This is a genomic window from Pseudomonas sp. C7.1 (assembly GCF_056312395.1).
This window is the reverse complement of sequence record NZ_JBWDTL010000003.1, coordinates 1,166,302-1,187,143: the sequence shown is the minus strand read 5'-3', so window position 1 is coordinate 1,187,143 and position 20,842 is coordinate 1,166,302. Positions and strand designations below refer to the sequence as shown.

18 protein-coding genes are annotated in these 20,842 nt (G+C 61.2%); 9 read left to right on the top strand and 9 right to left on the bottom strand.

Features of this window, described 5'->3' with window-relative positions; translation table 11 throughout:
• Window positions 1–144: 144 nt before the first annotated feature.
• The 3 genes from AC0T4W_RS08875 to rhtA all read left to right on the top strand — a co-directional run bounded on the left by AC0T4W_RS08875 (window position 145) and on the right by rhtA (window position 2,026).
• Window positions 145–696 (top strand): 3'-5' exonuclease, encoded by a 552-nt coding sequence (locus AC0T4W_RS08875; RefSeq protein WP_476318622.1) that lies wholly within the window; start codon window positions 145–147, stop codon window positions 694–696.
• Between the two features lie 96 nt (window positions 697–792).
• Window positions 793–1,074 (top strand): pyrimidine/purine nucleoside phosphorylase, encoded by a 282-nt coding sequence (gene ppnP / locus AC0T4W_RS08870; RefSeq protein WP_476318620.1) that lies wholly within the window; start codon window positions 793–795, stop codon window positions 1,072–1,074.
• A gap of 79 nt (window positions 1,075–1,153) precedes the next feature.
• Window positions 1,154–2,026 carry a threonine/homoserine exporter RhtA gene (gene rhtA / locus AC0T4W_RS08865; RefSeq protein ID WP_476318618.1) on the top strand — a complete coding sequence of 291 codons (873 nt, stop codon included), beginning with the start codon at window positions 1,154–1,156 and terminating at the stop codon, window positions 2,024–2,026.
• Here the strand turns inward: rhtA and AC0T4W_RS08860 are convergent.
• The 4 genes from AC0T4W_RS08860 to AC0T4W_RS08845 all read right to left on the bottom strand — a co-directional run bounded on the left by AC0T4W_RS08860 (window position 2,023) and on the right by AC0T4W_RS08845 (window position 6,037).
• Window positions 2,023–3,801, bottom strand: a complete 1,779-nt coding sequence (locus AC0T4W_RS08860) for an ABC transporter transmembrane domain-containing protein (RefSeq protein ID WP_476318616.1) — start codon at window positions 3,799–3,801, stop codon at window positions 2,023–2,025. The genes rhtA and AC0T4W_RS08860 overlap by 4 nt on opposite strands.
• A gap of 27 nt (window positions 3,802–3,828) precedes the next feature.
• Window positions 3,829–4,218: a DoxX-like family protein gene (locus AC0T4W_RS08855; protein ID WP_476318614.1), complete on the bottom strand. Its 390-nt coding sequence runs from the start codon at window positions 4,216–4,218 to the stop codon at window positions 3,829–3,831.
• Window positions 4,211–4,651: a thiol-disulfide oxidoreductase DCC family protein gene (locus AC0T4W_RS08850; protein ID WP_476318612.1), complete on the bottom strand. Its 441-nt coding sequence runs from the start codon at window positions 4,649–4,651 to the stop codon at window positions 4,211–4,213. Before AC0T4W_RS08850 ends, AC0T4W_RS08855 begins: the two co-directional genes overlap by 8 nt.
• A gap of 270 nt (window positions 4,652–4,921) precedes the next feature.
• Window positions 4,922–6,037 (bottom strand): ATP-NAD kinase family protein, encoded by a 1,116-nt coding sequence (locus AC0T4W_RS08845; protein ID WP_476318610.1) that lies wholly within the window; start codon window positions 6,035–6,037, stop codon window positions 4,922–4,924.
• A 152-nt stretch (window positions 6,038–6,189) separates the two neighbouring features.
• On the opposite strand from AC0T4W_RS08845, the gene AC0T4W_RS08840 reads away from it, so the two are divergent.
• Window positions 6,190–6,366: a PA1571 family protein gene (locus AC0T4W_RS08840; RefSeq protein ID WP_476318608.1), complete on the top strand. Its 177-nt coding sequence runs from the start codon at window positions 6,190–6,192 to the stop codon at window positions 6,364–6,366.
• Window positions 6,367–6,449: 83 nt separating this feature from the next.
• Here AC0T4W_RS08840 and pdxB read toward each other — a convergent pair whose 3' ends face one another.
• Complete coding sequence (gene pdxB / locus AC0T4W_RS08835; protein ID WP_476318606.1) at window positions 6,450–7,595, bottom strand: 4-phosphoerythronate dehydrogenase PdxB; 1,146 nt, start codon at window positions 7,593–7,595, stop codon at window positions 6,450–6,452.
• A gap of 174 nt (window positions 7,596–7,769) precedes the next feature.
• Between pdxB and AC0T4W_RS08830 the strand changes: the two genes are divergently transcribed.
• Window positions 7,770–9,149, top strand: coding sequence for an MATE family efflux transporter (locus AC0T4W_RS08830; RefSeq protein ID WP_476318604.1), 1,380 nt, complete (start codon window positions 7,770–7,772; stop codon window positions 9,147–9,149).
• The gene (locus AC0T4W_RS08825; RefSeq protein WP_476318602.1) at window positions 9,149–10,231 is read left to right on the top strand and encodes a DUF3080 family protein; all 1,083 of its coding nucleotides are present in this window, start codon (window positions 9,149–9,151) and stop codon (window positions 10,229–10,231) included. Before AC0T4W_RS08830 ends, AC0T4W_RS08825 begins: the two co-directional genes overlap by 1 nt.
• Here AC0T4W_RS08825 and AC0T4W_RS08820 read toward each other — a convergent pair.
• Together AC0T4W_RS08820 and tusA are read right to left on the bottom strand one after the other, a co-directional pair.
• The gene (locus AC0T4W_RS08820) at window positions 10,189–10,644 is read right to left on the bottom strand and encodes a gamma-glutamylcyclotransferase family protein (protein ID WP_476318600.1); all 456 of its coding nucleotides are present in this window, start codon (window positions 10,642–10,644) and stop codon (window positions 10,189–10,191) included. The two genes, AC0T4W_RS08825 and AC0T4W_RS08820, sit on opposite strands and share 43 nt — an antisense overlap.
• Complete coding sequence (tusA, locus tag AC0T4W_RS08815) at window positions 10,644–10,895, bottom strand: sulfurtransferase TusA (protein ID WP_476318598.1); 252 nt, start codon at window positions 10,893–10,895, stop codon at window positions 10,644–10,646. The genes AC0T4W_RS08820 and tusA overlap by 1 nt, the downstream gene beginning before the upstream one ends.
• A gap of 186 nt (window positions 10,896–11,081) precedes the next feature.
• Here tusA and AC0T4W_RS08810 point away from each other — a divergent pair, with 186 nt between their 5' ends.
• Window positions 11,082–12,623: an alpha/beta hydrolase family protein gene (locus AC0T4W_RS08810; RefSeq protein WP_476318596.1), complete on the top strand. Its 1,542-nt coding sequence runs from the start codon at window positions 11,082–11,084 to the stop codon at window positions 12,621–12,623.
• A gap of 2 nt (window positions 12,624–12,625) precedes the next feature.
• On the opposite strand, the gene rlmM is transcribed toward AC0T4W_RS08810, so the two are convergent.
• Window positions 12,626–13,681, bottom strand: a complete 1,056-nt coding sequence (rlmM, locus tag AC0T4W_RS08805; RefSeq protein ID WP_476323534.1) for a 23S rRNA (cytidine(2498)-2'-O)-methyltransferase RlmM — start codon at window positions 13,679–13,681, stop codon at window positions 12,626–12,628.
• Between the two features lie 201 nt (window positions 13,682–13,882).
• Here rlmM and acnA point away from each other — a divergent pair, with 201 nt between their 5' ends.
• Both acnA and AC0T4W_RS08795 read left to right on the top strand, forming a co-directional pair.
• Window positions 13,883–16,627, top strand: coding sequence for an aconitate hydratase AcnA (gene acnA, locus AC0T4W_RS08800; protein ID WP_476318594.1), 2,745 nt, complete (start codon window positions 13,883–13,885; stop codon window positions 16,625–16,627).
• 139 nt (window positions 16,628–16,766) lie between these two features.
• The gene (locus tag AC0T4W_RS08795) at window positions 16,767–18,332 is read left to right on the top strand and encodes a methyl-accepting chemotaxis protein (protein ID WP_476318592.1); all 1,566 of its coding nucleotides are present in this window, start codon (window positions 16,767–16,769) and stop codon (window positions 18,330–18,332) included.
• 198 nt (window positions 18,333–18,530) lie between these two features.
• Here the strand turns inward: AC0T4W_RS08795 and AC0T4W_RS08790 are convergent, their stop codons facing one another.
• Window positions 18,531–20,810, bottom strand: coding sequence for a fatty acid cis/trans isomerase (locus tag AC0T4W_RS08790; protein WP_476318590.1), 2,280 nt, complete (start codon window positions 20,808–20,810; stop codon window positions 18,531–18,533).
• Between the last annotated feature and the right edge of the window lie 32 nt (window positions 20,811–20,842).

Below are 20,842 nucleotides of genomic sequence, written 5' to 3'. Positions count from 1 at the left end.
CGCCTCGAAAGACCAACAAAACTGACTCGATCCGGACTTTCCCTCGCTACGAACGGTCAAGCCCGACAGGCTCCTAGGTTTATCCCGCAGGCTTTACCCAACGCCGATCCTGCTTCCATACTCGCTGCACGCTAAGGAGGGCTTATGCAGCATTGGCTGGTAATCGACCTGGAAGCCACCACCGAAGAAGGCGGCTGGCCGGTCACAGAGATGGAAATCATCGAAATCGGCGCCAGCCTGGTCAACGCTGGCGGCCATGAGATTGAGTATTTCCAGCGTTTTGTGCGGCCCACCCGACGGCCGCACCTGACCCACTTCTGCCGTCAGCTCACCCAGATCAGCCAGGCCGATATCGATGCCGCCGCGCCGCTGAGTGTGGTGTGGGCGCAATTCGAACGCTGGCTGCTGACTCATCAAGCGCAACTGGCAGGCTGGGTCAGCTGGGGCGATTACGATCGCCGCCAGTTCGAGCAGGAATGGCGCGCCCATGGACTGGAGAGCCACCTAAACCACATCCCACATATCAACCTGAAAAAACGCTTTGCCGAGGCCCGCCGACTGCCTAGCCCGATTGGCCTGAAAATGGCGCTGAATCTGGCCGGCCTGCAGTTCCAGGGGCAGCAGCACCGCGCCCTGACCGATGCGCGCAATACCGCCCGGCTGCTGCCGCTGGTGTTGCCTGCGCAAAGCAGATGACGAAGAAAAAACGCTTGGGCATACTGGCCGGCCTTTTTCTATAGCCTGCCGCTACTGGCAGTCAGCCTTTTAACCACCCTTCTCGAGGAATTGCAGATGTTCAAGGTCAATGAATACTTCGACGGCACCGTCAAATCCATCGCCTTCGGCATGGCTGAAGGCCCGGCCACCATTGGCGTGATGGCGGCTGGCGAGTACGAATTCGGCACCAACCAGCTGGAAATCATGCACGTAGTCGCCGGCGCCTTGACCGTGAAACTACCAGGCAGCGAAACCTGGGAAACCTTCACCAGCGGCAGCAAGTTCACCGTACCGGCCGACAGCAAGTTTCAGCTCAAGGTGGCAGCTGATACTGCCTATCTGTGTGAATACCGCTAAGCCTTAGCCGTGATGCATGAAAGCCGGCCCCAGTGGCCGGTTTTTTATTAACGGATCGACATCTCCCAAGGACCAGCCCATGCCACGCTCCACACAATTCTCCCTGGTAATTCTGCCGATTATATTGCTGCTGATCGCCATGACTTCGATCCAGAGTGGCGCGTCCCTGGCCAAGGGGCTGTTTCCGGAAGTCGGCGCCAGCGGCACCACGGCCCTACGCTTAAGCCTCGGCGCGCTTATCCTGTGCATTGTGATGCGGCCCTGGCAGGCCAAACTGACGCTAAAGTCCTGCCGCTCGCTGCTGGCCTACGGGCTATCACTGGGCAGCATGAACCTACTGTTCTACCTCTCGCTGAAAACCATTCCCCTGGGCATCGCCGTGGCGCTGGAGTTTACCGGGCCGCTGGGTTTGGCCTTGCTGTCGTCGCGGCGTCTGGTGGATTTTGTCTGGATTGCCCTGGCTGTGTTCGGCCTCTGGCTGCTGTTACCCACAGGGCAAAGCGATGTACCGCTAGACCCAGTGGGCATGGCCCTCGCCCTGGCTGCTGGCCTGTGCTGGGCGCTGTATATCATCTTCGGGCAAAAAGCCGGCGCCGAGCACGGCAAGCAGACCGTAGCCCTGGGCACCATAGTCGCGGCCCTGTTGGTGTTCCCGATTGGCCTATGGCAAGCCGGTAGCGACCTGTTCTCAATGGATTTATTACCCATTGCTCTGGCCGTAGCCGTACTCTCCTCGGCCCTGCCCTACAGCCTGGAAATGGTCGCCTTGACCCGCCTGCCCGCACGCACCTTCAGCATCCTGATGAGCATGGAGCCGGCGATTGCCGCCCTCTCTGGTTTGCTGTTCCTGAGCGAGCGGCTGACCCTCAGCCAATGGCTGGCGATCAGCGCGATCATCCTCGCTTCGGCCGGAGCGGCGGCGACCATCAGACCGAAAGCCAAGCCGCTTTAAACCGAGATCTCAACCTCGCTGCTGAACTGCAGCTCCGCTAACCGCGCATACAGCGGGCTGCTGCTGACCAACTCATTATGCGTGCCAATGGCCACCAGCTTGCCGTGTTCGATCACTGCGATGCGGTCGGCGCTTTTCACCGTGGCCAGGCGGTGCGCGATGACCAAGGTGGTGCGGCCCTGCATCAGAGGCGGCAAGGCTTGCTGAATCAGGTGCTCGCTCTCGGCATCCAACGCACTAGTAGCTTCATCAAGTAGCAGAATCGGCGCATCCACCAGCAGCGCGCGAGCAATCGCCAGACGCTGACGTTGACCGCCAGAAAGCCCCAGGCCGGCATCACCCAGGTGAGTCTGATAACCGTCGGGCAGTTTCATGATGAACTCGTGGGCATGCGCGGCCTTGGCGGCGGCCTCGACCTCGGCCAGGCTGGCATCGGTGCGGCCATAGCGAATATTGTCTTCCACCGAACCGAAGAACAGCGCCGGACTCTGCGATACCAGGGCAAAGCTGCTGCGCAATTCGCGCGGATCAAGCTGCTGGATCGGTACGTCATCGATCAGAATGCGCCCCTGCTGCGGGTCGAAAAAGCGCAGCAGCAGATCAAACAGCGTCGATTTTCCTGCACCAGATGGACCGACCAACGCCAGGGTTTCCCCTGCTGCAACCTGCAGGTCGATACCGTCCACGGCAAAACTGCCGGGGCGCGACGGATAGGCAAAGCGCAGCCCTTGCAGCTCGATACGGCCCTGCACCGGCTGCGTCAGATGCAGACTATCCCTGGCCGGCGGGGTAATTTCATTGCGTGCCTGCAGCAGCTCGGCAATACGTTCGGCAGCACCGGCGGCGCGTTGCAGCTCGCCGATCACCTCACTCAAGGTGCCAAAAGCCGAGCCTACAATCAGGCTGTAGAACACGAACGCTGCCAGCTCGCCGCCGGAAATTCGTCCGGCAATTACGTCCATGCCGCCGACCCAGAGCATCACCCCGACCGCACCGAGCACCAGCACAATCACCACGGTAATCAGCCAGGCGCGCTGGGCAATACGCTGACGCGCGGTATCGAAAGCCGCCTCGGCGGACAGGCCAAAACGGCGCTTGTCCTCATCCTGGTGGTTGTAGGCCTGCACGGTCTTGATTTGCCCCAGCACCTCGCCGACATAACTGCCGACATCCGCCACCCGGTCCTGGCTCTGCCGTGACAACGCGCGTACGCGGCGGCCGAAAATCAGAATCGGCGCAACCACCAGCGGCAGTGCCATCAGCACGATACCGCTGAGCTTGGCGTTGGTCACCACCAGCAGCACGCTGCCGCCCACCAGCATGATCAGGTTGCGCAGCGCCATCGACAGCGATGAGCCGATCACCGACTGCAGCAACGTGGTGTCGGCGGTCAGGCGCGACTGAATCTCCGAGCTGCGGTTGCTCTCATAAAAGCCTGGGTGCAGTTCGATCAAGTGGTTGAACACGCGCTTGCGGATATCGGCGACAAAGCGCTCGCCAATCCACGACACCAGGTAGAAACGGGTAAAGGTGCCAATGGCCAGGGCCAGCACCAGCACGAAAAACACCCCGATGGACTGCTGCAACGCCGCAGGCGATTGAGTCGCCAGGCCCTGATCGACCAGCAGCTTGATGCCCTGCCCCATGGACAGGGTGATGGCGGCGGTAAACATCAGCGCCAGCAAAGCCCCAAACACGCGACCGCGATACGGCGCAATAAAGCGCCAGGCCATACGCAAGGCGTTGCGCTGGCGGGGAGACAGGATCGAAAGCATGGAGGCTCGCAGAGGCGCTGACGCCCGTTAATTAGAAGGCGATTGCGGCGTTTCCGCCCGCCAAGCCAGCCAACATAGGGCCAAGGCGGCGAGATTGGTGGTCAGCGGATTAAACGCCTGCAGCAGTAGATGGGGACTGAATAGCGCCACATCAAGCAGTAAGCCAAGCAACAGCAAGCCGGCCAGCAGCAAGGGCCAGCGCTGACGTGGCCACAGCAGCAATAGGCCCAGGATGATTTCCGCCATACCGGCGATGCGCGCCACCCATTCAGGGGCCGGCAGGTTGTGTGCCTGAATCATCGCCAGCTCATCCGGGCTTAACCAGAGAATCTTCGGCACCAGGCCGTGCCAGATAAACACCAGCGCTAAAGCAATACGCGCGACCCAGGCGATCTGAAACAGGCGTGGATCAGTCATGCAAGAAGCGCCGGGCATGATCGGCGTTTGGTATCAGGCAGCTGTCGTAGCGGCCGAATAGCCGGTAGCGATTAAGCGCAATACGGTCATAGCACCAGTCGCGCAAGGGCCGTGGAATCAGCCGCAGCCAGGCCAGCAAGCGCCATGGATTAGGCAATTGCGCGACGATGCGCAGCACCGCATCCGAACGCAACAGCATCTGGCCATTCTCGATCAGGCCCATGCTGTCGAAATGATCGGTTGGTAAGCCGGCCCACTCCAATAGCGCCTGGCCCTCGGGGGATTGCACCGAGGCCAGACGAAAGCGCTGCTCAGTGTCATGGCGAATCAGGAACTTCGCCCAGCCATTACACAGCTTGCACACCCCATCAAACAGCACCACGCACTCGTCGGGCTGGATAAAGGGTGGAGGTGTTTGTGTTGGCTCCTGCATAGCCAGCTCCTTCTGTGCAGCCCTCAGGCCGGGAGAATACGGTAATGCTGATATGGGTCAGGCCGACCTGCTCGCGGCAGCCGTGACCAGGTCATCTGCCTGTAGCGCCCAGGCCTCAAAGGCCAGCAGCACACTTAGCCATACATGCATAGAACCTCTCCTTATTGGCCCAGTAGGGTGTACATGGCCAAGCCTTGTACACCGCTCATGATCCGCATGGCGGACAAGCCTTCGGCATGTCCGCCCTACCGTTGTGCCCGGTATTACGGGCTACTTACCCACCGGATACAGCAGCTCTTCTTTATAACCGGCCCACACCCGCACTGCATCGGGAAAGGCATCGTCCAGCGCCGTATCGCCACTGTCCACCAACAGTGGCCGGCCTTCCAGCGTGCCGAGCTTACGCTTGGTGGCGACTACACGTAGATTTTCCAAGCCGACGGCACGCAGCACCCGTGGGCTGATCTGCTGGTTACCACGACCAATAATATGGCCCTGGCCGCCAATGGCAGTAACCAGCAAGCGCGCTGGGTGGCCATCAATCAGTTCGAACAGCTGCGCTTCAGTTACATCGCTGGCCAGCAGTTGGCCGTTTTCGATCACATCGACGCCGAGCAAGGTGGTCTGCAAGCCAAGGTTCTGCGCCAGGCCATGCAGGGTCGAACCGGGGCCGAAGACATAGCGCACATCGGCCTCCCAGCTGTCCTGCAGCCAGTCGGCCAGATCATTTAGCACCAGCTCTTCGGACTCCATACCGCCCTGCTTGACCTGCTGCACATAGCCGCCTTCCTGCGGCACCGTCAGTTCGCCGTACCAGCGCGCGGTTACGCGGCCTTCGCGCAAGGCGGTTTCATCAATATCCCGTACTTCGCCACTGCTCAGGCGCACCAGGCCGCCTTCGATCAGCCGCGCAGTCAATTCACCCGCCGCGCGCGGGCTAATGGCGTATACGCCGGACTGAATCTTTACCCCGGCTGGAATCCCCAACACGGGCTGCGACTCGTTCACCACTGCACAAATGTCGCGCGCCGTGCCATCGCCGCCGGCGAATAAAATCAGCGCCACACCGGCATCCTGCAGCAGCTCAACCGCCTGGCGGGTATCGGCGGCGCTGCTCGGGCCACCCTGAAGCTCACCGACCACACGATGGACAAAGCCCATCTCAGCCAGCAGATCGGCACCCATGGCGCCGGGAAAGGTGACAAATTCCAGGCGCTCGCGCAGCGGTAACAGCACCTCAAGAGCAGTTTGCGTACGCAGCGCCGCTTTGGCCTCAACCCCCAACGCCAGGGCCTGCTCGGCCATGCCGTCGCTGCCCTTGAACCCCGCAGGGCCGCCAAGCCCGGCCAATGGGTTGATGATCAGACCAATATGGAAAAGCCCCATAACACCCTCTAATTCAATACCTGCCTGCTCAATATCTGCAAGCACTGGCACAGTGCCTGCAACGACTGACTTGCCCTGTGTCGTGCGGCGGTTTTCTGCCGTCGCAGTTGTCATAGCGCCTTCATCTAACACTCATAAAATCGCGCTAACCGATGAGGAGACACGCCATGCACAGCCAACAACCGCATTCGCAAAAAGCCACGACAATGCCAGTAGGCGGCTTTGTCATCGACGCCCAAGGCCGCGAAATCCCGATCACCGAAGAGATGATCCAGCAGGCCTGCAAGGCGCTGGAAAAGGCTCAACAGCAAGCCGCCAAGCATAAGTAAGCATGCAGTTTTGTAGGGTGGATGACGCTTTTTTCATCCACCGCCAAGACCGCTAATGGTGGATGGGTAAAGCGCCATCCACCCTACCCCTTAAGCTGCGCGCCCAACGCTTGCACCAGGCTAACCAGCGCCGACGCATCACCCTTCACACCCACCGTCAGCCCGTCGATTTCCCGGCGCATCGGGTAATGCTTGCGCAGCGCGTCAAAAGCCACCCGCCGAGTTATGGCATCACCCTGCAGGCTTCGGCGAAAGTCCGCATCATCGCGGCGCGGGTCATACACCGCTCGGCAGATACTGGCCAAGGCCCAGGCCGGATCGACGCTGGCATCAATAGTCAGCTCACTTAGCCAGGGTGCCGGCATCAGCTGCGCCAACTCGACGCTGGGCGCAACGCCCAAGTGCTGACACAGCGCCTGATAGATCTGCGCCGTGCCGCGCAACTTGCCATCCAGGCTGTAACCGGCGATATGCGGGGTGGCGATGCGGCACAATGCGGCTAACTCGACATCGGCCTGCGGCTCGCCCTCCCAGACATCCAGCACCACCTGCAGATCGCTGCGCTGCGGCAGCAATTCGCGCAAGGCGCGGTTATCCACCACCGCGCCACGGCTGGCGTTGATCAGCCAACTGCCCGACTTAAGCGCAGCCAGGCGCGCGGCATCAAACAGGTGGTGGGTCGGATGCTCACCCAACCGCTCCAGCGGCGTATGCAGGCTGATGACATCGCACTGCTCCAGCACCTGCTGCAGGCTAACGAAATCGCCGCCCTCAGCAGCCTGACGCGGCGGATCGCAAACCAGCACCCTCCAGCCCAGACCACGCAGCACCTTAAGTAGACGACTACCAACCTGCCCCGCGCCAACCACCCCATAGGTACGGCTAGCCAGCTCGACACCTTGTTGCTCGGCCAATACCAGCAGGCTGCCCAGCACATAATCGACCACACCACGGGCATTACAGCCTGGTGCACTGGCCCAAACGATGCCGGCCTGCTCGAAGTAGTCGAGATCCAGATGATCGGTGCCAATGGTGCAGGTGCCGACAAATTTCACCGCCGAGCCTTCGAGTAGCGCGCGATCAACCTGAGTCACTGAACGCACCAACAGCAGGTCAGCAGCGGCCACCGCAGCTGCATCAATACTGCGACCGGGCAAGCGACGAACTTCGCCAAAATCGGCAAAAAACTCATCAAGCAGGGGGATGTTTTCGTCGGCGACTATCTGCATGTAGGGTCTGTGCTCCGCAAGTCAGGCCGGCATTCTAACCTGCCTGGAATGCTTGGCTAGGCTGAGCAGCGCAATGCGCCTGTCACGCCGAAACATCACGCAACAAGCTTTCCTGACCAAGCCGTCAGGGCGTAGACTGCGCGGTTTCCTGACACACTGCCGGACACACCCACAATGCTCGCCCAAACCCGCTTGCAACGCTCCAGCACCGAGTTTTACAGCCTGCTGAAGCTGGCAACGCCGATCATCATTGCCCAATTGGCCAACACCGCCATGGGCTTCGTCGATACCGTGATGGCCGGCCGAGTCAGCCCGCAGGACCTGGCTGCCGTGGCACTGGGCAACTCGATCTGGGTGCCGGTGTTTCTGCTGATGACCGGCATTCTGCTGGCCACCACACCCAAGGTTGCGCAGCGCTTCGGCGCAGGCGCACACACCGAGATCGGCCCGTTGGTGCGCCAGGCCCTGTGGCTGGCGCTGGGGGTGGGGATGGCCGCCGCCGTGTTGCTGTGGAATGCGGAAATCGTTCTCAGCCTGATGAACGTCGACCCGGCACTGATTAAACCCGCCATGGGTTACCTGCGCGCCGTGGCCTGCGGTTTTCCGGCTGTGGCGCTGTACCACGTACTGCGCTGCTTTAGTGACGGCCTCGGGCATACCCGGCCAAGCATGATCCTGGGACTGTGCGGCCTGGCGCTGAATATTCCGCTCAATTACATCTTTATCTACGGCAAGCTCGGACTGCCGGCCATGGGCGGGGTCGGCTGCGGTTGGGCCACCGGCCTGGTGATGACATTTATGTTCCTGAGCATGCTCTGGTGGGTGAAGTGGGCACCGTTCTATCAGCCGAGCAAAATCTTCAGTCACTTCGAGTGGCCGCAGTGGCCGGTGCTCAAGCGCTTGCTCTCGGTTGGTCTGCCGATTGGTATTGCAGTGTTCGCCGAGTCGAGCATTTTCGCCGTGATTGCCCTGCTGATCGGTGGCCTGGGCGCCACCGTGGTGGCCGGGCACCAGATTGCCCTGAACTTCAGCTCCATGGCGTTTATGATCCCCTACTCCCTGGGCATGGCCGCCACCGTACGCGTTGGCCAGGCGCTGGGCCGTGGTGAGCCGCGTGAAGCGCGCTTTGCAGCTGGAGTGAGCATGGCGGCTGCGCTGGGCTACGCCTGCCTGTCGGCCAGCCTGATGCTGCTGTTGCGCGAGCAAATTGCGCAAATCTATACCCCGGACCGCGCAGTAATCGCGGTGGCCACCACCCTGCTGGTGTATTCGGCGCTGTTCCAGTTCTCCGACGCCATTCAGGTGACGGCTGCCGGCGCCCTGCGCGGCTATCAGGACACCCGCGTGACGATGATTTTGACCCTGTTCGCCTATTGGGGCATCGGCCTGCCTGTGGGGTATGCGCTCGGCCTGACCGACTGGTTCGGCGAACCCAGTGGCCCCAGCGGGCTCTGGCAAGGCCTGGTGGTTGGCTTGACCTGCGCCGGTGGCATGCTTGCTGTGCGCTTGGCCGGCAGCGCGCGCAAACGCATCCGAGCCGCTAAGATGGCCTGATGAACACCCGCCTACTGCTTCTGCTCACCGCACTTTGCCTGTGCGCCTGCACGCCCGCCGATGATGGCCTGGCGCTGCAGGCCGATTACCTGCAGCGCTTGAGCAATGCTCTGGATGTCGAATCGGCAACGGCCTTCGACACCAGCGAGCTGACCCGCTATCGCCTACCAGCCCGTCGCGAACGCTTGACCGAGATCGCCGAACTGCGCATCAGCCTGCTGGATCTGCTGGTCGATGTGCGCCGTTGCCCTGCGCTGCAACAGCAAATCAGCCAGCGCAACAACAGCCTCGGCAAACAACTGACGCCCAGCAGCCGCCTGGCTTACGAAGGTGATCTGCTGCGCGCCCTGGATGCCTGCAGCGCATACCTGCGCAGCCAGGACCAGCAACCCCTGCGCACCACCCTCGAACAACTTGCGCAAGAAAAACGCGCGCAACTGCCCGGCATATTCTGGAACGCCCTGAATGCCAGCCCGGAGGTCGAACGCTATTTGCGCTTTGCCGAGCAGACCATGGCGCCAAATGCCGACGAAGATAACGCCGCCCTGGATGCCCTGGCGCAACTGGCCGCCATTGGCAGCGCGCTGCCCAGCACTTTACCGCCAAGCGCCGAGCAGCTTGATCCACTGTTCTTCGCCCTGCACGCCAGCGACCAAGGCGGCCAATTAATCAGCAGCCTGGCCAGCCTGACCCACAGCCTCAACCAAGGCAGCGACATGTTGCAAAGCCGCCAACAACGCCGGCCACTCTGCCCCACGGGCAAGGCCACACAAGGCGCACGTATCGCGCAGAACATCTTTATCAAGTATTACGCCGGTAGCCTGCAGCCCTACCTGGCGCAGGTGGATCAACGCGGCCAGGCCTGGAGCAGCAGCCTGCGCACACTCAGCGGCGTGGCGCAGATACCGCCAGCGACGCAGAAACACCTGCAGCAATTGAGCGGCCACGAGGCCTCGTTATGGGCGGATTTCCAGCAGGCAACCGCGCGCCATGTGCGCAGCTGGCAGGATTTACTCAACAGCTGCGGCCTGGCACCCGGTCAGTCGGGATGGACCGGCAACGCCGCCAACGCCGACCAGTAGCCCTCGGACAGCAACTCGCGCCCTGCCAGCAAATGCGCGAGGTAATCGGCGCTGGGCAGCAAGCCTTCTGCACGAAAGGCCGGGTTGGCGATATATACCCAGGCCGGCTGCACGCCATGTGCCGCGACAATTGGCAGGCACTCGCGGCTGTAATAGATGGGCGTGCCTTCGAAGTGATCCAGCTTGGCGATCTCGCCAGCGTCTACCAGGCGATACAACACGCCCTCTACTCGCCCATCGCGCTGATGCTGAATATTGGCGTAGGCCCGCCCCGGCGCACGGTCTGCCGCTCGCTTGTTAAAGCACAGGCTGTAACCCGGCAAATGCCCAGGCAATGCCTCCAGCACCGTCAAGCCACGGGCCTGCATGCGCGCCGGGTTCATATTTGAGCCGTAGGCGAAATACCAGGTCATTAATCGAGCTTCTTGCGGATCAAATAGAGAAAGGTCGCGCCCTCTTCCGCCTGCTCCACCAGCTCATGACCGAGAAACACGCAGAACTTGGGAATGTCGCGACGGGTCGAGGGGTCGGTGGCAATTACCTTGAGCAGGCCGCCGGCCTGCAGGTCGCGCACCTTGTTGTGCAGCATCATCACCGGCTCGGGGCAGTTGAGCCCGGTAGCGTCGAGGGTGGCATCGGGAATGGCGGTGGTTTGCAAAGACATCAGTGGGCTCCAGTAGCAGGCCGCTATTCTCGCGCAAAGCTGACCCTGAGGTCATCTAGCAGACTGTCGAAAATGACTGCATGCAAATTCGAGCCGATAACAGGTCAACACAACCTTGGATGGGCAGGCAGCCACGTCCTGATCAGGCACGCTGCGCAGCGCCAATAATTCTAATAAGAGCCATTTATGCGCCTTACCCTGCTACTTGTCGCCCTGCTGCTCAGCGGCTGCGCCGCCCGCGACCAATTGCCGAATTTCAGCACCAGCGCCGGGCAGGACCTGCCTGCCCGCTATTTCGATGCGGTGATTTATGGCCGCGACGGCACCCGATTGTCGGCCACGGTATTCCAACCCGCGCTCAAGGTGGGCGAGCAGGCCCCGGTGATCGTGCACACCCACGGCTGGGGCGGCTGGCGCGTAACCCGGCCGAACGGCTTCTACGGCACCCAGATGATGTCCGGCCGCGCTGCGGTAAAGGCCTGGCAAGCCGGTTACTGGGTAATCAGCTACGACCAGCGCGGCTGGGGCGGCAGCGAAGGCGACATCGAAATGATGAACCCCGAGTACGAGGTGCAGGATGCTCTGGCCGTGATCGACTGGGCCGCTGCCAACTTGCCGCGCCTGAGCATGGATGCACCGAACGACCCCAAAGTCGGCATGCTCGGCGAAAGCTATGGCGGCGCGGTGCAGCTGCTAGCCTCGGCGACCGACCCGCGTATCGACGCCATTGTGCCGATTGCCACCTGGTACGACCTGAGCGAAGCCCTGGCCCCGGACAGCCATATAAAAGTCGGCTGGACTGGCGTGCTGCTCAGCCTCGGCCTGTCCACCGGTTATGACCTGGGTAAATTTGTTCAAGCGCCCTACCTGAAAAGTGCTGACGGCCGTATGCGCGAGTCGGTACGCGCCGAACTCAGGGCCCACAGCCTGACCAGCTACTGCGCGCGCGGCCAGCGCCCGCAGGCCGACGCCCTGCTGATTCAAGGCATGCGCGACACCCTGTTCCCGCTTAACCAGGGCCTGGCGATTCGTGATTGCCTGCAACAAGGCGCGCGCGATGTGCGCCTGCTCGGCATGCAGGGCGGGCATATTTTGCCGCCACCGATGCAACGCTGGAGCGGCCTGCCGCCGTTCAATACCGAGACGGTGCTGCACTGCGGTGATCGAGCGATCAACCTCTACCAGAGCATCATCAGCTGGTATGAAGACAAGCTGCGCGGGCGCAAAGGCGTGGCCGCGAGCATTCCCGACTTCTGCGTAAGCCTCGATCTGGTTCAGGGCCTGGTGTTGCAGCAACTGCCAGCCAGCCAGCGCATTGAGCTGCCTGCCACGACTATTAGGCCGCTAAGCAGCGGGCTGCTGCAGCCCTCACGCTTTATTGCCCTGCAACAGGTTCAGCATCCCAGCGCGCTGATTGGCGTACCGCGCGTGTACCTGGAAAACGCCGGGCAACTGCCGACGCTATTTGCCGCCCTGGTGGTCAAACGCGCCGATGGTCGCAGTGAAGTACTCAGCGAGCAGGTCACGCCACTCAACGGCCAGGCCAGCACCGAACTGGCCGCCGTCAGCGCGCACTTGCAGCCCGGTGATGTGCTGGGTCTGCGTATCAGCGGCTTTAGCGGCCAGTATTTATTTAACAGCTCCTGGCAGCTTTCCAGCAGCACGCTGCAAGGAAGCGTCGAGTGGCCGCAGTTGCTGCCGTTACAGCCGCAACTGGCCCGGCATTGAGATCACTTGCTTAACCGGCGCAGGTGGCAGGTCACTTCCTCGCGGTCGTGATACAGCTGCTTGCAAGCAATCGAGACCTTGATCTTGCGCTCGGCAAAGCCATCTTCCAGGCGCTGCAACAGCCGGCGCACTTCGGCGTAGCGCTGCTTCATCGGCAACTTGAGGTTGACCACGGCCTCACGGCAATGGCCCTCGCCGATCCAGGTTTCCAGCAGCGCGGCGCTGCGGGCGGGCTTTTCAACGATATCGCAGACCATCCAGTCCACCGGCTGCTTGGGCTTCCAGGTGAAGCCGTCAACCATCAAATGCGTGACCAGCCCCGTGTCCATCAAGCTTTCGGCCATTGGTCCGTTATCGATGGCGGTCACCAGCATGCCGCGTTTGACCAGTTGATAAGTCCAGCCGCCCGGCGCGGCGCCAAGATCAACCCCGGTCATCTCATCAGACAAGCGCTCATCCCACTGCTCGCGGGGGATAAAGGTGTGCCAGGCCTCCTCCAGCTTGAGGGTCGAACGGCTCGGCGCTTCACGGGGGAACTTCAGCCGAGGAATGCCCATGGGCCAGATCGCCGAGTTATTCGCCTCGGCCATGCCAACAAACACTTCGCGGCCGCTTTTGAAGGTCAACAGCAGGCGTGGCTTTTTCTCATCCTCAACCAGCTTGCCGGCTTTGGTCAGGGCATTGCGCAGCGGCGCTTCGAACTTTTTGCAGAAATTCGACAGCTCCTTGCCATCGTTGGTGTCCAGCACTTCCAGCCACAGGCTGCCAAATACCGGAAAATCCGTCAGATGGCCGAGCAGTACGCTGATGCGGTCCAGCTCCGGCAGGTTGATAAACACCCCACGCGCCCACTGCCGCGGGAAGACCAACTGATTGAAACGCACACCGCGCATCAGGCGCTCGGCGCCATCGTCCTCGGTGCAGATAAATTCCGCGCAGGCGGTACTCGGCTTGGCCTTGGCATAACCGGCAACGTCCAGGCGCGCAGCGTGCTCGGCAATTTCCGCACACACCTCGTTTTCGAAACCGGGGCGGCAGTGCATTAACAAGGTATTGATCGGCGGGGTAGTCATCTGGGCTCTCCTCAAGGCGCGCATCATAACGGAGTCGGGAACCCTAGGCGCTTGCTACCTGTCCAGTTAAGAGACCCGATGGTTTCGTCTGCCGCCTAAATGGCGCGCTTTATCGAGCAGAGCTAGGGTGAAAGCTCTGCAGCAATAAATCCGGCTTGCAACCTGGCAAGCCTCAGGAGATGCGCAATGCCTTCCTTAGATAGCCTGAACAGCCGCCGCAGCCTCGAAGTAGACGGCCAAACCTACCAGTATTTCAGCCTGCCTGAAGCCGCCAAATCCCTCGGCAATATCGACCGTTTGCCGATGTCGCTGAAAGTGCTGTTGGAAAACCTGTTGCGCTGGGAGGACGATAAAACCGTCACCGGTGCCGACCTGCAAGCCATGGCCGATTGGCAGAGCAACCGTAGCTCGGAGCGCGAGATCCAGTACCGCCCAGCGCGGGTATTGATGCAGGATTTCACCGGCGTGCCTGCAGTGGTCGACCTCGCGGCCATGCGCGATGCCATGGCCAAGGCCGGCGGCGACCCGCAGAAAATCAACCCGTTGTCACCGGTGGACCTGGTAATCGACCACTCGGTGATGGTGGATAAATTCGCCAGTTCCGCCGCGTTCGAGCAAAACGTCGCCATCGAGATGCAGCGCAACGGTGAGCGCTACGCCTTTCTGCGCTGGGGCCAGCACGCCTTCGACAACTTCAGCGTGGTGCCGCCAGGCACCGGCATCTGCCATCAGGTCAACCTGGAATACCTCGGCCGCACCGTCTGGACCAAGGAAGAAGATGGTCAGACCTTCGCCTTTCCCGACACCCTGGTCGGCACCGACTCGCACACCACCATGATCAACGGCCTCGGCGTGCTGGGTTGGGGCGTCGGCGGTATCGAGGCAGAGGCGGCGATGCTCGGTCAGCCGGTGTCGATGCTGATCCCCGAGGTGATCGGTTTCAAACTCAGCGGCAAGCTCAAGGAGGGCATCACCGCCACCGACCTGGTACTGACCGTCACTCAACTGCTGCGCAGCAAAGGCGTAGTCGGCAAGTTCGTCGAATTCTACGGCGACGGCCTGGCCGAGCTGCCCCTGGCGGATCGCGCCACGATCGCCAATATGGCCCCGGAATACGGCGCCACCTGTGGTTTCTTTCCGGTCGACGAAATAACCCTGAGCTATCTGCGCTTGTCCGGCCGGCCGCAACAGGCCGTCAAACTGGTCGAGACCTACTGCAAAGCCCAGGGCCTATGGCGTGAGCAAGGCCAGGAGCCGCTGTTCAGCGACAGCCTGGAACTGGACATGAGCAGCGTCGAGGCCTGCCTGGCCGGGCCGAAACGACCACAGGATCGCGTAGCCCTGCCCCAGGTCAAACAAGCCTTCGACGACTTTATTGGGTTACAGCTCAAGCCCCGCGCCAGCGCGCAAGCCCGTCTACTCAACGAAGGTGGCGGCGGTGCCGCGATTGGCAGCGCAGAGCAGGTTAGCGAAACTGACTATGAATATGAGGGGCAGACCCACCGCCTGAAAAACGGTGCGGTGGTCATCGCCGCCATCACCTCCTGCACCAACACCTCCAACCCCAGCGTGATGATGGCTGCCGGGCTGTTAGCGAAAAAAGCCGTGGAAAAAGGCCTGCAGCGCAAGCCGTGGGTCAAGAGTTCACTGGCACCGGGGTCGAAGGTGGTCACCCAATATTTCAACGCCGCTGGCCTGACCCGCTACCTGGATGAACTGGGCTTCGACCTAGTGGGCTACGGTTGCACCACCTGCATTGGTAATTCCGGGCCGCTACCTGAGCCAATTGAACAAGCGATCCAGCAATCCGATTTGAGCGTCGCCTCGGTGCTTTCCGGTAACCGCAACTTCGAGGGCCGCGTGCATCCGCTGGTGAAAACCAACTGGCTGGCCTCACCGCCACTGGTAGTGGCCTACGCCCTGGCTGGCAGTGTGCGCATCGACATCAGCCACGAAGCCCTGGGCCAAGGCAAGGATGGCCAACCGGTTTACCTCAAAGACATCTGGCCGAGCCAGGCGGAAATTGCCGAGGCAGTCCTCAGCGTTAGCACTGCAATGTTTCACCAGGAGTACGCCGAAGTGTTCGCTGGCGATGCACAATGGCAAGCCATCGACGTCCCGCAAGCGGCTACTTACACCTGGCAGGCCGACTCGACCTATATCCAGCATCCACCGTTCTTCGAGAAGATCGCCGAAGCGCCTCCACATATCGGTGACATCCAGCAGGCGCGTATTCTCGTGCTGCTCGGCGACTCGGTGACCACCGACCACATCTCCCCGGCCGGCAATATCAAGGCTGACAGCCCTGCGGGGCGCTACCTGCGTGAACAGGGCGTCGAGCCGGTTGACTTCAACTCCTACGGCTCACGGCGCGGCAATCATCATGTGATGATGCGCGGCACCTTCGCCAATATCCGTATCCGCAACGAAATGCTCGACGGCGAGGAAGGCGGCAACACCCTACACGTACCCAGCGGCGAGAAGCTGGCGATCTTTGAGGCCGCCATGCGCTATCAGGAACAAGGTACGCCGCTGGTGGTGATCGCAGGCAAGGAGTACGGCACAGGGTCAAGCCGCGACTGGGCGGCCAAAGGCACCAATCTGCTTGGCATCAAAGCGGTAATCGCCGAAAGTTTCGAACGCATCCACCGCTCCAATCTGGTCGGTATGGGCGTACTGCCCCTACAGTTCAAACCAGGGCAGGGCCGTAAAATGCTCAACCTCGATGGTAAGGAAATACTCACTATCAGTGGCCTAGAGGGCGTAGAGCTGCGTCCATCGATGACGCTAACCCTGGATATCCAGCGCGCGGACAACAGCCGCGACAGCATCGAACTGCTGTGCCGCATCGACACCCTCAATGAAGTGGAGTACTTCAAGGCTGGCGGCATCCTGCACTATGTACTGCGCCAATTGATCGCGGCCACTTGAGTCGCCTGGCTAGACGGCTCAAAAGCCTGCCCAGGCCAACCTAGAGCAATGCCGCAGCTAAATACATGCGGCATTCTCTATTCAATTTCTGGCTGCAATGGCCGACTATATGGCGTCGACCCAAAGGATTACCGCCGTCATGCGCAACAATCAGCCTATTACCCAACGTGAACGTACTTTTCCAACCCAGCAAAGGCTGATTTCTACCACTGATCTCAAAGGCCAGATCACCTACTGCAATGACGCCTTTGTCGAGGTCAGCGGCTTTAGTCGCGATGAGCTGATTCGTGCGCCACACAACCTGGTGCGCCACCCGGACGTGCCGGCGGCGGTGTTCCAGCATATGTGGGACACCCTGAAAAAGGGTCGGCCGTGGATGGGTATCGTCAAGAACCGCTGCAAGAACGGCGATCACTACTGGGTCAACGCCTACGTCACACCCGTGACGGAAGGCAATCAGGTACTGGGTTACGAATCGGTACGGGTTAAACCGACCGCTGAGCAGGTGCGTCGCGCCGAGGCGCTGTACCAGCGTATCAACAGCGGTAAATCGGCGATCCCCAGCAGTGATCGATGGCTACCGATCGTGCAGGACTGGCTACCGTTTATCCTGATCAGCCAGGTAGGCTTTCTGATCGGTGCCTGGCTCGACTCCAGTTGGGGCTTTGCTATCGCCGCCGGTTTGTCGGTACCGCTGGGCCTGGCTGGACTGAACTGGCAACAGCGCGGCCTCAAGCGCCTGCTGCGCCTGGCCGACCAGACCACCTCCGACCCTCTGATTGCGCAGATGTACACCGACAGCCGTGGCGCCCAGGGCCGCCTGGAAATGTCCACCCTCAGCCAGGAGGCGCGCCTGAAAACCTGCCTGACCCGCCTGCAGGACACCGCTGAGCAACTCACTCAGCAAGCCAAACAGGCCGACACCCTGGCGCACAACAGCTCCGCCGGGCTTGAACGCCAGCGCAGCGAAACTGACCAGGTGGCCACCGCGATCAATGAAATGGCCGCCACCACTCTGGAAGTGGCGAGCAACGTAGCGCGTACCGCCATCGCCACCCAGGACGCCAACCGCCTGACCAGCGCCGGCCGCAGCATTGCCGCAGAAACCCGACTGGCCATTCAGCGCCTGTCGCAGTCAGTCGGTGATACCGGTGAAACGGTAACCCGTCTGGCTCAGGACAGTAATGAAATCGGCGGTGTGGTCGATGTGATTAAAGGCATCGCCGACCAAACCAACCTGCTCGCCCTCAACGCCGCCATCGAGGCCGCACGCGCCGGCGAAATGGGCCGTGGCTTTGCCGTGGTCGCCGATGAGGTGCGCTCACTGGCGCAGCGCACCGCCGAATCTACTGGGCAAATCCACCAGCTTATCGCCAAGCTGCAACGCACCGCAGAAGAGGCTGTACTAACCATGGAAATCGGCCGCAAACAGGCTGACGAAGGGGTTGAGCGCGTGCAGCAGGCCGATGAAGCGTTGGCGGGTATCAGCGACGCGGTGGCCAATATCACCGATATGGCCAACCAGATCGCCGCCGCCGCCGAGGAACAGAGTGCAGTGGCCGATGAGGTCAACCGCAGCATCACCACCATCGCCCAGCTGGCCGACAAAACCGCTGGCGAAGCGCATGACACCGCCCTGCTCAGCAAAGCCCTGACGGCCACCGCCCAGGGTCAGTACGCCCTAGTGGAGCGCTTTAACCGTTAGCCTGCTGTCGCGCACTGCCCTGTAGGAGCCAGCTTGCTGGCGATCCCGGCAGATCAAAAGCTAAAACCGTAGGTTGGTGTTGAGCGCAGCGAAGCCCAACGCAATGCGCGCAATGCAATGTTGGGCTTCGCTGCGCTCCTCAACCCAACCTACGTCGCTGCGCGCCTCAACGGCACGCCGCACGACCCAATCTACCTCCTACAGGTTCTCGTAGCGATTCATATCCAGCACACCAGCCTCTAGCGGTTCGGTTTGTTGGATATACGCCGACATATCGTGAAAGTAGCGCCAGAACTCTGGATGCGTGCGGCGAATGCCCCAGCGCTCGACGACGGTCTCAAAGGCCGCTGCATCACGCGCCTGCTCCAGCGCCGTAACAAATTCCGCCGCCTGCTCAACCTGCACATTGAAGATAAAGTTCGGGTAGCTGCTGAGCACACCCGGATACACCGTCAGGGTATCCAGCGCCGGTTGGTAACGCAGTTCTTCGCCAAGCAGAAAAGCCACGTTGCTGTGCGCACGGTTGCGCAGCAGGCTGTAGACCTCACGCCGGCCATCGGCCATTTCCAGCCGTAACAAGGTTGCCTCCGGCAGTTGCTCGATCACCTTGAGCGCACCCGCCGGTTTAGCCGTCAGGCGGCTCAAGGACTGCTCGGCGCGCTGCAACTCGGCGTCCAAGCCTGAGCGATGGCAATGCGCGCCCGTGCAGCGGTTGATCGGGTCTGGCCGTGCATTCAGGCTGCCGTAGCGTTCAAGTAAAGCTTCAATAAAGCTGCGTTTGGGGTCATTGCTGGGCAGGCGCAAGGCGCTCGGGCTTTCGCTGTCGATGGCCTGATAGTCCAGCCAAATCTTCAGCTTGCCGCTGTTCTGGTACCAATCACCGAGATAGCCCTCGCGCGACTCGGCCGGCATCAAACGCAGGAAGTTGACCTCGGCACTGTTACGAATCAAATCGAAGTACAGCCGCGTTTGCGCCTGGTGCGACACGTTGCCGAACACATCGAAATTCACCACCAGTTGGTAATAGGTGCGCTCCAGTAACGGGAAGTCCAGCCACCAGAGCGTTTGCGGCACCTCGCCGACCAGGCCTTTGCGCACCGAGGCGCTGTCGTGTTGGCGAAAGATCGACAGCAACGCGTTGTCATTGCCGGCCCAGATATGTGACCAGCTCGGCGCGGGCGCATCGGCATAGCGCTGCATGCGTAGCGCCTCGTAGTCATTACGCTTGCTCTTGTAGGTGCGCCACAGGCCGAGCAGGTCACCCATGCTGTCCAGCTGGCCGGGCATGGCCAGCAGCGCCTTGGCCTGCTCGCGGTACTCGGGGTCGGTGATATACAGGTCGTGCTGCGGGTCCTGAAACACCGCCCAGAAGTTATCGCGAATCACATCCGTGGCAAGTTGCCCACGGCATACCGGGCCGCGAATAAAGGTGCGCACAAAGTATTCGGCGTTGTCCAACATAAACTGATAACGCGCCTGCGGCGGAATCGCCGCAAAGGTCTCGAACGGGTTGGCGCGATGCAGCAGGCTATAACCCGGCACCGCATCGGCCTGCCAGTCGGCGGTGAAGAACAGCTCCTTGACCCGCGCCAGCTTCGCCGCGCTCAGCCCATAGGTGATATGGGTTTTATGTACGATAACGCCCTGCACCGGCATCAGGCGGTAATAGAACCGGTTGCCAGGGTCCTCGTTGGGCAGGCGCGTGGCGATGATATCCACCGGCTGACCACTGGGCGTGCGCGAACGCACCATCTGAAAGAAATGCCCCGGCTCACCCCCAGCAAAATGCAGATGGGCAAGAAACAAGTGCTCGTAGAGCCAGCGCGACACCAGCGCTTCGCGGGCGCCGGGGGCATTCATAAAGGCTTCCCAGGTGGCGAGCTGTTGCGCCTCGGCCGCACTGGCCTGCAACACCTGCTGATCAACCGGCGCGCCCTGCTCCAGCCAAGCCTGCAGCGTCTGATAGTCGGCCTCAGTTAAACCGGTAACCGCGAACGGCATGCCGGCTTGCGGATTCTTGCGGGCAAAGTCATCGAATTCCTGCGGCAGCGGGCACTGGTTAACCCGCTTGATGCCAATATCCAGCTCGACCGGCAATTTGCTGTTGGCAGCAAACGGCTGCTGATGGCCAAGCTCCAACATACGCGTCAGCAGTGCGGCCTGGCTGCCCTGTGAGTCCAGCACGGAGGTAAACCCCTTGCGCTGCCAGGCGGCTGAGCCATGGGCATCGACAAACAGACGTGAAGTGGCCTGCGCCTGGGTGCGCGTGCCGTTGTATACCGTGGCTTTACTGGCACCGCGTTGCACACCTTCGCCACTGCCCAGGTTGAGCTGGCAGGCCGCGTCATAACAGGCATGGCAAGCCACGCAGTTCTTGGTAAAAATCGGTTGAATGTCGCGGCTGTAGGAGATCGGTTCAGCCGCCTGTAATGAACCGATGAACAGCAAACACACGCCAAGCAGTAAGCGGCAGAACATGGAAATGTCTCAAAAATGGCTCAAGCGCCGAT